At 70.0% G+C, this 15,302-nt stretch carries 14 protein-coding genes; 7 read left to right on the top strand and 7 right to left on the bottom strand.

From position 1 onward, the window contains the following. Positions 1-908: YibE/F family protein (locus V7E09_RS10345; RefSeq protein WP_324523350.1), on the bottom strand; the 908-nt coding region annotated here is incomplete at its 3' end. Positions 909-1,079: 171 nt separating this feature from the next. Then, positions 1,080-2,090, bottom strand: a complete 1,011-nt coding sequence (locus tag V7E09_RS10340) for a M48 family metallopeptidase (protein WP_324509929.1) — start codon at positions 2,088-2,090, stop codon at positions 1,080-1,082. 95 nt (positions 2,091-2,185) lie between these two features. Between V7E09_RS10340 and V7E09_RS10335 the strand changes: the two genes are divergently transcribed. Further along, positions 2,186-2,509: a YbjQ family protein gene (locus tag V7E09_RS10335; RefSeq protein WP_324509928.1), complete on the top strand. Its 324-nt coding sequence runs from the start codon at positions 2,186-2,188 to the stop codon at positions 2,507-2,509. Between the two features lie 49 nt (positions 2,510-2,558). Here the strand turns inward: V7E09_RS10335 and V7E09_RS10330 are convergent, their stop codons facing one another. Beyond that, complete coding sequence (locus tag V7E09_RS10330; RefSeq protein WP_324509927.1) at positions 2,559-3,863, bottom strand: lactate racemase domain-containing protein; 1,305 nt, start codon at positions 3,861-3,863, stop codon at positions 2,559-2,561. Between the two features lie 173 nt (positions 3,864-4,036). Between V7E09_RS10330 and V7E09_RS10325 the strand changes: the two genes are divergently transcribed. Beyond that, entirely contained in the window at positions 4,037-4,459 is a 423-nt protein-coding gene (locus tag V7E09_RS10325) for a VOC family protein (protein ID WP_324523349.1), read from the top strand. 9 nt (positions 4,460-4,468) lie between these two features. On the opposite strand, the gene V7E09_RS10320 is transcribed toward V7E09_RS10325, so the two are convergent. Further along, entirely contained in the window at positions 4,469-6,445 is a 1,977-nt protein-coding gene (locus tag V7E09_RS10320) for a bifunctional lysylphosphatidylglycerol flippase/synthetase MprF (protein WP_324509924.1), read from the bottom strand. A gap of 157 nt (positions 6,446-6,602) precedes the next feature. Here V7E09_RS10320 and V7E09_RS10315 point away from each other — a divergent pair, with 157 nt between their 5' ends. The 3 genes from V7E09_RS10315 (at position 6,603) to V7E09_RS10305 (ending at position 9,935) form a co-directional block, all read left to right on the top strand. Next, positions 6,603-7,265: a response regulator transcription factor gene (locus V7E09_RS10315; RefSeq protein ID WP_324509923.1), complete on the top strand. Its 663-nt coding sequence runs from the start codon at positions 6,603-6,605 to the stop codon at positions 7,263-7,265. After that, positions 7,262-8,377 (top strand): sensor histidine kinase, encoded by a 1,116-nt coding sequence (locus V7E09_RS10310; RefSeq protein WP_324509921.1) that lies wholly within the window; start codon positions 7,262-7,264, stop codon positions 8,375-8,377. The genes V7E09_RS10315 and V7E09_RS10310 overlap by 4 nt, the downstream gene beginning before the upstream one ends. Before the next feature lie 112 nt (positions 8,378-8,489). Beyond that, entirely contained in the window at positions 8,490-9,935 is a 1,446-nt protein-coding gene (locus V7E09_RS10305; protein WP_324523348.1) for an alpha/beta hydrolase, read from the top strand. Between the two features lie 19 nt (positions 9,936-9,954). On the opposite strand, the gene V7E09_RS10300 is transcribed toward V7E09_RS10305, so the two are convergent. The 3 genes from V7E09_RS10300 to pflB form a co-directional block, all read right to left on the bottom strand. Then, positions 9,955-10,779, bottom strand: a complete 825-nt coding sequence (locus tag V7E09_RS10300; RefSeq protein WP_324523347.1) for a formate/nitrite transporter family protein — start codon at positions 10,777-10,779, stop codon at positions 9,955-9,957. Between the two features lie 66 nt (positions 10,780-10,845). After that, the gene (gene pflA / locus V7E09_RS10295) at positions 10,846-11,718 is read right to left on the bottom strand and encodes a pyruvate formate-lyase-activating protein (protein WP_324509916.1); all 873 of its coding nucleotides are present in this window, start codon (positions 11,716-11,718) and stop codon (positions 10,846-10,848) included. Between the two features lie 2 nt (positions 11,719-11,720). Then, entirely contained in the window at positions 11,721-13,991 is a 2,271-nt protein-coding gene (gene pflB, locus V7E09_RS10290; RefSeq protein ID WP_324509914.1) for a formate C-acetyltransferase, read from the bottom strand. Positions 13,992-14,467: 476 nt separating this feature from the next. Here pflB and V7E09_RS10285 point away from each other — a divergent pair, with 476 nt between their 5' ends. Continuing rightward, positions 14,468-14,929 (top strand): hypothetical protein, encoded by a 462-nt coding sequence (locus V7E09_RS10285; RefSeq protein ID WP_324509912.1) that lies wholly within the window; start codon positions 14,468-14,470, stop codon positions 14,927-14,929. Next, a partial coding sequence (locus V7E09_RS10280) for a kinase/pyrophosphorylase (protein ID WP_324523346.1) occupies positions 14,926-15,302 on the top strand: 377 nt, incomplete at its 3' end. The genes V7E09_RS10285 and V7E09_RS10280, both read left to right, overlap by 4 nt.

Raw genomic sequence — 15,302 nt, 5'->3', positions numbered from 1 at the left:
GCGGCGCGGATCTCCCACACCGAAGAGGCCTGCGTAATGGTCACGTCGTTGAGGACGCCCAAGCCGCCGATCACGAGGCTGCAGGTGAGGATGTCGGGGAAGTCCAGATTGCCGAGGACCCCGGCCAGGGCGAGGGTTTCCTCGCTCGACATGCCGCTGAGCCGTGCCATCCACACCCCGAGGGCGCCCAGGCCGGTCGTCACGATGAGACTGAGCCACGTGCCCACGAACGCCGAGGTGGTGCGCCAGGAGATGCCATGGGCCAGGTACAGCACCACGAACATGATCGCCGTGGAGCCGATGATCGCCACCGCGACCGCCGGGTGCCCGGAGGTGAGCGCGGGGATCATGAACCCGAACAGCACGGCGCCGGCGACGATGAGACCGAGTAGACCGAACAGGCCCTTGCGCCCGGCGACGCCCAGCACGGCGAGGACGAACACGATCAGGAACCCGATGAGGACGGGCATCCGGTCGGCGGTCACGAACGCCCACGTGGAGGCCTCCCCGTCGATCCCCGCGACTTCGGCGACGTTGACGCCGTCGCCGACCTGCAGCCCGCTCAGGCCGCTCACGCCGATGAGTTCCACCGGCACGGTCTGGCCCGCCGACGGCCCGCCGGTGATCTCCACCTGGGCGATCTGGCAGGCGTGCTGGGGGCCCTGCCCGGATGACTCGCCGGTGTCCTCGCAGGGGGCCAGTGCGGTGATCCGCCCCGACACGGCGTCGACGCCCTCCGCGGTCATGGAGGAACCGCCTACGGACGGATGGCTGATGGGCCACAGCCAGATCAGCCCGGCGATCGTCACCACCCCCACGACGACCAGCAGGGCCAGCGTCGCGCGACGGGCGGTCGCGGACAGCCCGAGCGCTGGAGCCTCGTGGGAATGGGAGTGCCCGGCGCCCATCAGGAGTTCCCTCGTGCGGGACCGAGCCGCAGTTCCGCCCTGGAGGCGAGAGTGTCGTCCGGATTCACGCCCACGACGGTAACAGCAGGGGCTGTGCATACCTCGGCGCGGTCAGGGTGCGTCGCTACGGGCATCTCCCCTGAGCGGTTGCTGCGGAGCTGCCGTACCCGATCACTCCCGGGTGAACTGGTTGCCGATCCAGCGGCCCACGTTCCCGATGCCCTGGCCGAGGTCGCGCAGGAGCTTCGCTGCGGCGTCCTCGCTCTCCTGGAACGAGGAGGCGTAGCTGTCGGCTGCGGCGGCCGCCTCGGCGGAGATGGTGGCGTCCTTGTCCTCGTCCCGGCGCGGGTACCCGCCGGCGAGATGGGCGGCGTACTCACCGGAGTCGACCCAGCGGCGGATCTCGGCGGCGCGCACCACCCCCATCGGGTGCGTCATCGAGTCCAGCAGGAAGATCTTCATCAGGGAGTCGCCCAGGTCGTCGGCGTTCTCGTACTCGCGCGCCTGCGCCAGGAACTCCGTCTGGTCGAGTTGGTCGAGATGCCCTCCGGAGGCGAGCTTCATCTGGACGCGCACGGCGACGCTCACGTCCTGGGTGGCGAGCAGCCCGGCCCGATCACCGGACAGTTCGGCCTTGCGGGCCCACTCACCCAGGGCGGTGCGGACGACGAACAGGCCCACCCCGCTGAAGGGCAGGCTCGCGAGGCTCTGCCCGGCGATCACCAGGTAGGTGAGCAGCGTCTGATAGAGGGCGTGTCCGCTGAGCGCATGCCCGAGTTCGTGGCCCAGCACGAACCGCAACTCGTCCTCGTCCAGCAGATCGACCAGGGCGGAGTTGAGCACGATCTTGGGGGCGTCCATCCCGATCGTGGACGCGTTGAGGATCGGCGAGGCGGCCACGAACAGTTCCGGGAGTTCTGGGACGTCCAGGGCGGTCGCCGCCTCGACGTACAGCCGGTGCACGACCGGGAACTGCCGCTCGGTGACCCGGACCGCCGACCCGAGCAGCAGCATCTTGACCATGCGCTCATTGATCACCCCCGACAGCTTGCGCACCACGACGTCGAATCCCTGCAACTTCCGCAGCGCCACGAGCGCTCCTCGATCGGCGGGGTGTTCCCAGGCCCGGGAGGAGATGCCGCGCAGGACGATACGGGGACGCGTGGGGTGCTGTTCGCTCATGTGCCCCAGTCTGCCCGACGCATCCGACGCCCCGACTGGGGCATCACCCCGACCCGACCCGAGGCATCAGCGGCGATGCCTGCCACGATGGAGGCATGATCGTTTCCACCACAGAACAATTGCCCGGCTACCGGATCGACCGGATTCTCGGGCCGGTCATGGGGGTGATCGCGGCCGCCCCGGCCGGCGGCCTCGGGCTGGCGTTCGAGGCGATCGGCGGCGGGGAGGCGGCCACGTTCAGCCAGTTCTCCTTCGGGGCACGGCACGAGGCGTTGTCCCGGATGACCGCCGAGGCCGGACGGGCCGGAGGCAATGCCGTCCTGGCCGTCCGGTTCGACAGCCGCCCCATCGGCGACTCGTTCGTGGAGGTGTGCGCGTACGGGACGGCCGTGGTCGCCACGGCCCTCCCTCCGCGCTGAACGCCCTAGCCCGTGACGCCGGCTCGCCCCGTGACGCCGGGCGACGGCGTCAGTCTTGTGTGCGGCCGGCCAGCTTCTCCCGGGTGGCCCACAGGCCGGCGGACGGCGTCGAGATGAAGAACACGCGCTCGCCGTCGGGCATGGTGTTCCAGCCGTCCTGCATCCTGGCCGGGTCGTAGCGCTCCAGCGCCTCGTGGACATCCATGTAGGCGTAGCCGACCGACTCGATCTCCTCGCGGGTCAGCCCGCCGGGGGCATACCGGATGGTGAAACGGCCCTCGGGGGAGCCGTGGACCAGGTGCGCGGTGCCGTGCGGGATGTCGCGCATGTCTTCGGCCGTCTTGTACAGCTCCAGCACCTCGTCCTTGGAGAGGTAGCCGTACTTCCGGATGAGGGCGTCCACCTCGGGCTGTTCGCCGAACCGTTCGACGCCGGGCGCGATGATGAGCAGCTCGCCGCCGTCGGCCATCGCCATGCGGGTGCGGTAGACGGCCTTGTTGGCGACCCAGGTGGCACGGAACTCGTCCTCCTGCATGACGGCCACGATCTTGGCGACCGGCTCCTCGAACACGGTGATGTTCTGCTCCCGGCTGGCGCGGGCCGCCGCGAAGTAGGTGTCGAGGTCGTCCCCGACGAACACGCCGGTGTGGATGAGTTGGGAGTCGTCGTTGTAGGCCATGACGACCTGGAAGTAGACGTCCTTCAGCCCGCCGAGGAAGTGCGACTCGGCGTAGTTGAAGCACTCCCGCACGGGCGTGAGCAGGTTGCCCAGGTTGTTCTCGATGCCGTAGACGGCCGACGCCATGTGGGCGGCGCCCAGCAGCCGCTTGCCGCCCAGGCCGATGAAGTAGTTCTTGTTGTGGTTGGCGAACCCCAGCACCTCGTGCGGCACGACGTGGCCGATGTTGATGATGAGGTCCCAGTCCTGGGTGACGGTGGTCGTGTTGAGGTCGATCGGCATCTCCCAGTCGACGGCGCCGCCGGTCGCCTCACGCACGAACTCGGCGGGCACGGTGCCCACGTTCGTGACGCCGTTCTTCCAGTCGTGCACGAGGATCTTCTCCTCGGGGATGCTGCCGAACATCCATGCGTTGTCCTCCCGCGTGTGGGGGACGTGCTGACCCAGCGTCGGGATCACGAACACGTCGGAGCCCTCATCGGTGAGCCGGTGGTACAGGTACTCGGTCATCCAGCCGACCCCGGCGTGGGCCCGGGTGATGTCGGGCGGCAGCAGCAGCACGCGGCCCAACTCGGGGCTGTCGAGGCGTTTCTTCGCCTCCGCGACCATGCGATCGAGCAGTGCCTCGATCTCGGGACGAGTGATGAGCGGGGCTTCATGAGTGAACCAGGGCACGCCCGATCGTCGCACGCACCCGGTCGCGGCCGAGCACCCTTGCCGTTGTTTCCCCTCGTCGTGGAAGAGGCGGACGCCTGGTTGCGGTGTCGTCACAGCACGGCGCAGGCCATTGCCGCAGGCGGTGAGCCGTGCCTAGGCTCCCACCACCGAGACCCACGCAGGAGGACATCGTGCCGACCCTCTCGACCTACATCGCCTTCCCCGGGAACGCTCGCGAAGCGTTCGAGCACTACCGGGACGTGTTCGGCGGTGAGCTCACGCTCGTGACCTACGGCGACGGCGATCTGGGGGAGATGCCGTTCACGCCCGACCCCGCCAGCGTCGCCCACGCGATCCTGGTTCTGCCCGGCGGGACGATCACCGGCGGGGACGCCGCCCCCGGGGATCAGACCTACGCGCTGCGCGACACCGCCTACTCGCTGCTCTACACCGCCGACGACGTCGCTGACGCTCGCCGGATCATCGCGGCCCTGCTGGAAGGTGGGGGCAGCGTGAACATGCCGTTCGAGGAGGCGCCCTGGGGCGGCTACTACGGGCAGGTCTTCGACCGGTTCGGCGTCATGTGGTCCCTCGACGTCGGAATCGAGGGGTGAGGGGCCGCCTCAGGCGAGGGTGCGGACGGCGCGGATGGCGCTGGTGAGCCGCAGCGACGGCATGTACGTCCGCAGCAAGGCCGGGGCGATCACGCTCAACTGCATCGGCTGCGGGTAGCACATCCACAAGGACTCGTGGCGCGCGCCGAACTTGGCCTTGAACCGCTCCAAGGACGCGAACCCGTAGGCGGGCTCGAACACCTTCTTCATCCGCAGGGTGAAGGCGCCGCACGTGTCGCCGTCGTGGGCCGCCAGCGGCGTCCCGGACAGACTCACGATCGGCAGCCCGTCCGCAGCCGCATGCTGGATGGTGGAGACGATGGTGAACTCCATCGCGCCCGGCATGGCCTTGGGGTCCCGCCGCATCACGTCGAGCGTCCAGCCCACCAGGACGCCGTCGCGGTAACGGGGCAGCCAGCTCGTCACCACGTGGACGCGATCCTCGGCGTCGACCGCCACCATCAGGCGCACCTCCGGATCGATGAGTTCGTTCAGGCCGCCCAGGGTGAAGCCCATCTCGGGGAGTTGCCGCCCGTCGACCCAGCCGGCGCACAGCGTCTCGATCTGGGCGCGCAGGTGTGGCGCCACGTCCGCGTACGACGTCCAGGACGCGGACAGGCCCTCGCGGCCGGCCCGGTTGACCGCCGTGCGCAGGTCCTGCCGCGACCGTCCGCTGAGGGTGAAGTCGGGGACGTCGATGACGGAATCGGTGCCCACCGGCATCCGCGCCCAGCCAGCCGTCTGCAGAGCTGCGGCGGCGTCGTCGTGCACGCTGTAGAACGCGGGCGTCCACCCTCCTGAGTTGCAGAACGCCGCGAAGGCGCGCACCGCCGCTGCCGGGTTCTTCGTGATCGGATCCCCCACCGTGAACGCCACCCCGTCACGCACCCGGTAGGCGACCGCCGATCCATCCTCGCCGAACCAGTAAGAGTTGCCGCGCCACGTCGCCATGTGCGCGAAGGTGCCGTCCCCCGCCGACCGGAGCACCGACCGGAGCCGCTCCCGGTCGGCCTCGGTCGGGAGCGGGGCTCGTCGCCGCAGCACGGCCTGGGCGCCCAGGGCGAACACGAGCGTCGCGACGGCCGGCACGGCCGCCGACAGCAGGATGATGAACTGCCAGTCCGCCTCTTCGGTGCTCAGATCCGACCAGCCCAGGGTGCCGTCCAGCGCAGGCAGGACCACGAGCTCGGTCAGCGCCACCACCGCGACCGCGGCCAGGACCGACGCCCCCAAGATGACGCCCAGGGCGCGCCCTCGCCACACCAGCACGGCGCTGACCAGCAGCAGCACGGCGGCCACGGGGGCGACCACCGGGTCGACAGCGATGCACGGCCACACCAGCGGACCCGTCGCGTTCGGCGCCACCGCCACGAGCGCCAGCGCGCTGGCCACCACGAGCAGCACTGAGGAGAGGGTGCTGCGCCAGCGGGCCTGCGCGCTCGGACGCCAGCCCGCGACGGGCACCGTCCCATGGCCGACGGTCCCGGCCAGGAAACCCAGGCCGGCGGCGATCGCACGGGAGACGTCCGAGGCGTGCCCGGTGGTGAGCAGCAAGGCGGCGACCGCCGTCACGACGATCCAGCGCAGCGTCCGGCGGCTGGCGGGACGCAGATGCCCCGACACCGCCATCAGCAGCGCGGCACTGGTGACCGACGGCGTCCACGGCTGGTAGGTGAGGGCTTCCTCCGACATCGGCTCGCCGAGCGCCGCGCCCGCCGACAGCAGCACCCAGGCCAGCACGACACCGCCCGCCGTCGCAGCGGCGGCGGTGCTGAGCGCCCAGCGAGTCCCGACCAGACGCTCGGCGGCCACGACCGACCCGATGAGCAGCAGCCACGAGAGCACGCTGAACCCAGGCCCCGTGAACTCGACTTCGCCTGCCCACGCCAACCGCGCGATGGCGGCGCCGAGGGCCGCCATCCCGAGGGTGAGGGAGAGGGGGAACCGGAGCAGGATCCGGCTCAGTCGGGAAGACAGGAAACGCATGACACTACTTCACCGCGCCGGCGCCGCCACCGCGTCAACCGACCGGTGTAACCGTCTACCTCCATCGGAGGGTATTCACCCCGCCACGTGGCGGGGTCGGCCCCGTCGAAAGACGGAGTGATCTAGCGTTCATGGTGCGGCAGAACAGGAGACAAACATGATCCGTGTGGTGATTGTGGATGACGAAGCGCTCGTCCGGACGGGGTTCACGATGATCCTGAACACCGCCGACGACATCCGCGTGGTGGGCACCGCGTCGGGCGTCGAGGCGCTGGACGTCATCAAGGCCGAGAAGCCCGACGTACTGCTCCTCGACATTCGTATGCCCCAGGTCGACGGGATCACTCTGCTGGGGCTCCTCGAGACGATGGACGCGCCCCCCGCCGTCGCGATGCTGACGACCTTCGACGCCGACGAGTACGTCATGGCGGCGCTGCGGGCGGGGGCGTCGGGGTTTCTGCTGAAGGACACCGAACCAGAACAGCTCGCCCAGTACGTGCGCGCGCTGGCGGCAGGCGGGGTCGTCTTGTCGCCCCGGGCGTCCCGCACCCTGCTGGAGGCCCATCCGGGACAGGGCGCCGCCCTGGAGGAGGAGGCCGCCCGGGTCGCCACCCTCACCGATCGGGAGCGCCAGGTGCTGGTGCTCGTCGCCGAGGGACTGTCGAACGCGGAGATCGGCGCTCGCCTCTACCTGGGTGCTGGGACCGTCAAGGACCGTGTCAGTGCCATCTTGGCGAAGCTGAGCGTCACCAGCCGCGTCCAGGCCGCGCTCGCGGCCCAGCGGGCGGGCCTGCTGGAACTGGGGTCGGCCTCCTCGTGAATCGCGTCCTCGCGGTGTGGCGACGCGTCCCCGCCTGGGTCGGGGACCTCCTCGCGGTGGCGGTCGCCGTGGCCGACACGGCCCTGCACCGGTCGGGCGATGACGCCCTGACCTACGGCACGTGCGTGCTGGCGTGCGCCGTGCTGCTGATCCGCCGCCGGTTCCCGCTGACGGCCTTCGCGTTGACCCTCCCGGCGGCGTTGGTCGCCAACATCATCGCGGCACCGATCATCGCGCTGTTCTCGCTGTCGGCGCGGTCGCGGCGCTACGGGCTGCTCGTCGTGTGCGGGGCGCTGTTCGCTGCCGCCGAGGCGATCGGGTGGCCGCTGACCAGTCAGTTCACCAGCGAGCAGGACCGCACCGCGGTGTCGTTCGTGTATCAGTTCGCGACCGCCGCCGCGCCGATCCTGCTCGGGCAGCTGATGCAGGCCACCGCCGACCTTCGCGCCCGGATCACCGAGATCGAGGCCGGACGCCAACACGAACGTGAGCTGTACGCGCAGACCGTGCTGGCGCGGGAGCGGAACCAGCTCGCCCGGGAGATGCACGATGTCGTGTCCCACCAGGTCAGCCTCATCGCCGTGCAGGCGGCGGCACTGCAGGTCACCGCGACCGACCCTGCGGCGCGGGAGGCGTCCGCCGCCATCAGGACGCTCGCCTCGACGACGCTGGAGGAACTGCGGTCCATGGTGTTGCTGCTGCGGGCGGCGGGGACGCAGAGCCCCGGGCTGGCGCCGCAGCCGACCGCCTCCGACCTGGACGACCTGATCGCCGCGAGCGGCATGCCCGTGGAGGTCGGCGGCGAGCTGCCCGCGGATCTCGGGCTGACGGCGCAGCGGGCCGTCTATCGGACGGTGCAGGAGGCACTCACCAACGTGCGCAAGCATGCTCCCGGTTCGACGGTCGCGGTGTGGCTGTGGTCGGACGAGCGGGCCGTCGGCGTGACGATCGTCAACGGGCGTCCGACGGAACCTCCGCTGGGGCTGCCGAGCGCCCAGCTCGGGCTGCTCGGCCTGCGGGAGCGTGCCGAACTGCTGGGAGGATCCCTGAGCTACGGGTCGGCCGACGGCGGGTTCCGCGTCCGGCTGCGGCTGCCCAGGGCCCCCGAGTGACCATCGCGGGGGTTCCCTCCCCCGATCAGGGGTGTCGGTGCCCCCAGTCGGGGGAGGAAATGTGGATGGTGTCCGGTTTCGGATCACAGGGTGGTCCAGGAAGGTTGGGAGGATGAGCGACTTCTTCGCTGGCCTGTGGTCGGCGCTGCTGCGCGTCCAGATCATCGACGGGCCGGTCCCCGTCGTGGCGTACGCGCTCGCGGCGGTGGGGCTGGCCGTGACGCTGCTGTGGCGTCCGACGCGTCGCTCCTTGCTGGGCGCCCTCCTGGGGGCGGTGGCTGGGGTCCTCGTCGCGGTGGGACTGTGGGCCGTCTGCATCCGCTGGCTGAACCTGTTCGGGGTGGGCCTCGGGCTTGCGATCTACGCGCTGCTGGCGGCGACCCTGGCCGGCGCCGGGGTGGCGGTGGCCGCCCTGTTCCGCAGGGGCAAGCCGCGCGGCGTCCAGGCGCGGCGCTCCTATCCGGACGCCTCCCCGGAGGCCGACGCGCGGCCGGGCCGGGCTGCCCGGGGCGGGGACCTGACGCGGCGCGTGGTGGCCGCGGTCACCGTCGTCGCGGTGATGGCTGCCGGGACGCTCGCCATCAACGCGGTGTTCGGCCTCAACCGGACGCTGGGCAACCTGCTGAACATCGTGGTGGAGGATCCCCTCGCCCTGCCGGAAGCGTCCGCCTCGGACACCTCCGCGGAGGACGCCGCCGCGCAACGGCTGTGGAGCACCTGGACGGCGCCGGCGGACATGCCGACCAAGGGGACCACGGGGACGGTCGCCATCCCCAACACCGCCAGCGGATTCAACGCGCGCAACGCCGGGGTGTACCTGCCGCCCGCCGCCCTGACGGCGTCCCCGCCGAAGCTTCCGGTGGTGCTCATGATGATGGGGCATCCCGGCAATCCCGATCCCGGCCCGATCGGGCAGGTGATGGACGCCTACGCCGCGAACCACAACGGGCTCGCGCCGATCGTCGTCGTCGTCGACCAGGTGGGGGTCGACGTGCAGGACACCGGCTGCGTCGATTCCCCGCTGGGGAAGGTGCGCACCTACCTGCTCGACGACGTGGTGCCGTGGATGCGGTCCAACCTGAATGTGCTGTCCGATCCGCGGTTCTGGACGATCGCGGGCTATTCGAGCGGAGGGCAGTGCGCGATCTCGCTGGGCGCCGAGCATCCGGAGGTGTTCCGGGGGGTGGTCAGCGTTTCGGGGGAGGAGTTCCCCGGCTCCACGAACCCCGACGCCACGTTGAAGCAGCTCTTCGGGGGCGACGCCGCCCTGTTCGAGCAGGCCAAGCCGCTCACCATCCTCGCGCACACCCACCTGCCCGACAGCACGGCCGTGTTCACCGCCGCGAAGGACGATCCGGTCTTCCTGGCGGTCGCCCGCAAGCTCGCCGCCGCCGCCGAGAAGGCGGGGATGGCCAGCTACCTGCGGGAACTGCCCAAGGGCGGGCACACGGGCCCGGGTTTCTACGGGGGCCTGTTCGCCGGGTTCGCCGTGATGTATCCGGTGTGGGGTCTGTCCGAGCCCGGCAAGGAGGCCGTTCCGGCCTACACCGTCTCCTGACTCGTGGCCGGTCGAGGCGTCAGGAGTGGGCGGCGTCCAGGTGGGTGAAGGGGACGCCGATGAACAGGGCCCCGCCGACGGTGTTGCCGAGGAAGGCGACGATGATCGCGACGACGACGGCCGCCCAGTCGATCGGGGCGACGAGGCCATAAGACAGGAACAGCCCCGCGTTGGCGACCGAGTGCTCGAAGCCCATCACGATGAACACCAGCACCGAGGCCCACATGGCCAGCGCTTTGCCGAGGCCGGAGTGGACCTGACCGTTGTAGACGGCCGCCATGGCGAGGTTGATGAGCAGGTTGCAGAAGATGGCCCGGACGAACAGGTCCGCGTACCCGGCCCAGCCACCGTCGAGGTAGGCGAGCTTGGTCTCCACGACGTGACCGACATACTCCAACGTGGAGCCAGACAGGACGCTGGAGAACCGGATCAGCACGGCGATCACGAGCCCGCCCAGCACGTTGCCCAGCATGCAGGCCCCCAGCAGCTTCCAGAACCGCAGCGGACTCAGCCGACGGGTGGCGGCACCGACGCCCGCGACCATCATCGTCGAGGTCGCCAGTTCGGCACCCAGGAAGTAGATGAACACCAGTGCGAACCCGAACACCCCCGCACCCAGCACCTTGCCCACGACGGCGCCGCCCGGCATCCCGGACGCCGCGAACAGCCCCACGACCAGGTAGTTCGCTAGCAGCATCACGGTGATCAGGACGCCCGCGAGCCCGGCCTTGAGCAGGTAGCGGGGCAGGTCGCCGTCCAGCACCCGCATCTTCGCGTCCAGGACGCGCGACACGTTCGCGGTGAATCCCGTCGCCGGGGTGCTGGTCTGGGTCGGAGCGCTCACGGGAGTCCTTTGCGTGCGGTGTGGGCGGGCGAGCGGGGTGCGTGCGGGTGGGGGTGGGGTGCGGGATCAGTGAACGGTGAGGCCGCGGGAGCGGAAGATCGCTCGCACCGCCTCCACCTCGGAGTTCTCGGGCGGACGCGCGTCGCTGAGTTCATAGGCCATGCCGAGATCGGCCCACTTGTCGCGGCCCATCTGATGGAAGGGCAGCACCTCGACGCGGGTCACGCTCGACAGCGAGGCGGCGTAGTCGGCGATGGGTTCGATGGTGGCGGGGTTGTCGGTCAGCCCCGGGACGAGCACGAACCGGATCCACGTCTCGATGCCGAGTGCTGCGAGGCGACGGCCGAAGTCGAGGGTCGGCTGCAGGCGGCGTCCGGTCACCCGGTGATAGGTGGCCTCGTCGCCCGCCTTCACGTCGAGCAGCACCAGGTCGACGTCGGCGAGCATCTCATCGGACGCGTGCGCCCCCAGGAAACCAGAGGTGTCGATCGCGGTGTGCAGATCCATCGCCTTGGCGCCGCGCAGGATGCGGGCCGCGAACGCGGGCTGCTGCAGGATCTCCCCGCCGGACAGCGTGATGCCCCCGCCGGTCGCCTTGAAGACGCCGCGGTAACGCTTGATCCGGGCCAGCAGGTCGTCGGCGAGCACCGGGACGCCGCGCTTGGCGGTCATGGTGTCGGGGTTGTGGCAGTACAGGCAGCGCAGCGGGCAGCCCGCCACGAAGGTCGTCATGCGGGTGCCGGGGCCATCGACGGCCGTCACCAGCTCCCAGGAATGCACCGATCCGACCTCACCGGAACGCTGGGCGGCCAGCAGTTCAGAACGGCTCAGGTGATCGGCTACGGGAATGCCGCCGAGCATGGAGGCCCGGACCGGCGGAGGGGGTGGCACGGCGGCCCCGGGGTCGCCCCCGGGAACCGCCGCGCTGAGGTGGCTCATGCTCACAGAGCCTCGTGGAACGTCCGCGACAGCACGTCGAGCTGCTGCTCACGGGTCAGCTTCACGAAGTTCACCGCGTAACCGGAGACGCGGATCGTGAGCTGCGGGTAGTTCTCCGGGTTCTCCATCGCGTCCAGCAGCGTCTCCCGATTGAGGACGTTGATGTTGGCGTGGTAGAGCCCCTCACCGAAGCCGGCGTCCAGGATGCCGACCAGGTTCGTGACGCGCTCCTCCTCGGTGCGGCCCAGGGCCGGCGGGGTGATGGTGTTGGTCAGCGAAATGCCGTCCAGCGCGTCGTCGTAGTCGAGCTTGCCGACGCTCATCATGGACGCGACCATGCCGTGCGTGTCGGCGCCGTTCTCCGGGTTCGCGCCCGGCGCGAACGGGGTGCCCTTCTTGTGCCCCGAGGGGAACGAGCCGGTCGCCTTGCCGTAGACCACGTTCGAGGTGATCGTCAGCACCGACTGGGTCGGGACGGCGTCGCGGTACAGCTTGATGGAACGGATCTTGTCCATGACCGTCTTGACCACCAGGGCGGCGATCTCGTCGGCCCGGTCGTCGTCGTTGCCGTACAGCGGGAACTCGCCCTCGGTGACGTAGTCGACCACGAGGCCCGACTCGTCGCGCACCGGCGTCACGGTGGCGTACTTGATGGCGGACAGCGAGTCGGCCACGATCGACAGGCCCGCGATACCACAGCCCATCGTGCGGACGATCTCGTCGTCGTGCAGCGCCATCTCCATCGCCTCGTAGGCGTACTTGTCGTGGCTGTAGTGGATGATGTTTAGCGCCTCGACGTAGGTCTCGACCGCCCAGGTGAGCATCTGGTCGTACTTGGCCCACACCTCGTCGAAGGTCAGCGGGCCGTCGCCGGTCAGCGCCTCGTAGCCGGGGACGATCAGCTTGCCGGACATCTCGTCGCGGCCGCCGTTGATGGCGTACAGCAGCGCCTTGGCCGAGTTCAGCCGGGCGCCGAAGAACTGCATCTGCTTGCCGATGGCCATCGGGGAGACGCAGCACGCGATCGCCGTGTCGTCGCCCCAGTGGGCGCGGATGTCGGCGTCGGACTCGTACTGGATCGCCGAGGTCTCGATCGAGATCTGCGCGCAGAAGTCCTTGTAGCCCGCGGGCAGCTTCGGATCCCAGTAGATGGTGATGTTCGGCTCGGGCGCCGGGCCGAGGTTGCGCAGCGTCTGCAGCAGCCGGAAGGAGGTCTTGGTGACCAGGGTGCGGCCGTCGTTGGCGAAGCCCGCATCCGACCAGGTCGCCCAGTAGGGGTCGCCGGAGAAGATCTGGTCGTAGTCGATGGTCCGCAGGAACCGGACGATGCGCAGCTTGGTGACCAGCGCGTCGATGATCTCCTGGGCGTCCGACTCGGTGATGAGGCCCGTGGCCAGATCGCGCTCGGCGTACACGTCGAAGAAGCCCGACAGGCGGCCGATGCTCATCGCGGCGCCGTCCTGGCTCTTCACGCTGGCCAGGTAGGCCAGGTAGGTCCACTGGACGGCCTCGTGGAAGGTCGCCGCGGGGCGGGAGAGATCCAGGCCGTAGCTGGTGCCCAGGTTCTTCAGCTTCTTCAGCGCCTTGATCTGCTCGGAGTGCTCCTCGCGGTAGCGCGCCCAGTTCTCGCTGAACGGCTGATCGGCCACCGAGTCCTTGTCGGCTTCCTTCGCGGCGATGAGGGCGTCCACGCCGTACAGGGCGACGCGGCGGTAGTCGCCGATGATGCGGCCGCGGCCGTAGGCGTCCGGCAGGCCGGTGACCAGGTGGCTGCTGCGGGCGGCGCGGATGCGCGGGGTGTAGATGTCGAAGACGGCCTCGTTGTGCGTCTTGCGGTATTTGGTGAAGATCTCCTTGATCTCCGCGTCGGGTTCGAGGCCAGCCTCCTTGATGGCGGTCTCGACCATGCGCCAGCCGCCGGCCGGCATCATCGGACGCTTGAGCGGGGTGTCGGTCTGCAGGCCGACGATGACGTTGTCGTCTTCGCAGATGTAGCCGGCGGGGAACGCGTCCACGTCGCCGGGGATGTGCGTCTCGACGTCGTAGACGCGCTTGGCGCGCTCGACCGAGAGGTAGTCACGCTGCAGGGTCTCCCACACGTTCAGCGTCTTGGCGGTCGGGCCGCTCAGGAAGGTGGCGTCGCCGGTGTAGGGGGTGAAGTTGGCGAGGATGAACTCGCGCACGTCGATGGTGCTGCGCCACGGGCCGGGCGTGAAACCCTCCCACGGATCCTGGCTGTTGACTGCGTCCCTCGAGGGGGCTTCGACCGTCATGGTTCTCCTAGTCACGAAGGAATGAGGGCGCGCTGACGCCTGCAGGAGAAAGTGGTCGGGACGCGCTTGTCCAGGACACCGACCTGTGTGGCATGTCAGCGTTTCTGGAGCGAAATACTACACGTTGTAGGCGTTTGGTCTGACCATTCAGGCCCGCCTTCTTACCTGTCGAGACGGACGTGTCTCAGCGCGTCTGTGGTTGAGGGCTGCTGCGCTTCCGATCCCGTCGGTGACAAGGAGGAACGTCTCGTTCGGCGGCCGGGCCTTCGCGGGCGCGCGGATGCGCGTCGCGTGCAACCGCAGGCGTCGGTTGCCCCGTCGTCGGGCCCGAGTGCCCGCGGGGCAGGGGTGGGGGTGCGGGGCAGCGGCCTTCCGCGCCGTCCGGGAGGGGCCGGGCTGTGCGGGTGGTGCGGCGGCGCCTGTGCGGGTGCCCTCCTCTAGAATGGCCGCGTCGACCCCAAAGATGGAGGCCCAAGGTGAGCGATCCGACGATCTGGCTCGTGGTCGTGGTGGTCCTCCTGATCGCGGGCGCCGGTGTCCTGATCCGCCTACGCCGGGGCCGCGGTACGCCGCGCAAGGCCGAGAGGGTAGATGCCCCCGCAACCGCGGTCGCTGACCTGCCGAGTCGCGGCACCCCCGCCGCCGATTCCCGACCCGCGACCGGAGTCTTCCTGGACGCCTCCGGCCCGTCCGGCGACCAGCAGGCGTCGCCGGTCGCCACCCCCTCGCCGTCCGTGCCGCGCGCCGCCCTGCAGGGGCCGCAGTTGCGGCGCGAGCAGCTCATCGATCGCGACCGCGTCCTGGATCCGACCCGCTGGGACAACCGCCCCGACGGGACCGAGGAGCACGACGGGGACGCCTCCGGCGGGGGCGCGGGCGTAGACGCCGGGTTCATTCAGGCGTTGCGCGAGCGTGGCAAGGCACCAGTGAACCCGTGACCGACGCCGTCACCTCCCTACCGGACACCACCCTGGAGATCCACCTGCTCGCCGATTCGACCGGTGAGTCGGGGGCCCGTGTCGCCCGCGCGGCCGTCGCGCAGTTCCCCACGCTGGAGTTCCGGCTGGTCCGCCACCGCCGCGTCAACACGACCGCCGCGCTGATGAAGGCGCTGGACGCCATCCGGGCGCGCAAGCGTACGCCGACCGCGGTGTTCTTCACGCTGGTGGACTCCGAGCTGGCCGAACTCGTGACCTCGGCGTGCAAGGAGCTCGAACTGCCCTACGCCGACCTGATGACCGACGCCATGCGCGCCCTGGAGAAGATCAGCGGCGTCGAGCCCGACCAGGTGCCGCTGCGTCCGGTCGGCGT

The organism is Propioniciclava sp. (assembly GCF_036744435.1).
Lineage (GTDB): Bacteria > Actinomycetota > Actinomycetes > Propionibacteriales > Propionibacteriaceae > Propioniciclava.
Note: the sequence above shows the minus strand (reverse complement) of the source record. Positions and strands in the feature narration are given on the sequence as shown.

What these genes read in the sequence shown, in the direction of transcription:
- pflB (WP_324509914.1), bottom strand. Translation starts at nt 13,991, where the DNA reads ATGACGGTCGAAGCCCCCTCGAGGGACGCAGTCAACAGCCAGGATCCG.
- V7E09_RS10320 (WP_324509924.1), bottom strand. Translation starts at nt 6,445, where the DNA reads ATGCGTTTCCTGTCTTCCCGACTGAGCCGGATCCTGCTCCGGTTCCCC.
- V7E09_RS10305 (WP_324523348.1), top strand. Translation starts at nt 8,490, where the DNA reads ATGAGCGACTTCTTCGCTGGCCTGTGGTCGGCGCTGCTGCGCGTCCAG.
- V7E09_RS10340 (WP_324509929.1), bottom strand. Translation starts at nt 2,090, where the DNA reads ATGAGCGAACAGCACCCCACGCGTCCCCGTATCGTCCTGCGCGGCATC.
- V7E09_RS10335 (WP_324509928.1), top strand. Translation starts at nt 2,186, where the DNA reads ATGATCGTTTCCACCACAGAACAATTGCCCGGCTACCGGATCGACCGG.
- V7E09_RS10315 (WP_324509923.1), top strand. Translation starts at nt 6,603, where the DNA reads ATGATCCGTGTGGTGATTGTGGATGACGAAGCGCTCGTCCGGACGGGG.
- pflA (WP_324509916.1), bottom strand. Translation starts at nt 11,718, where the DNA reads ATGAGCCACCTCAGCGCGGCGGTTCCCGGGGGCGACCCCGGGGCCGCC.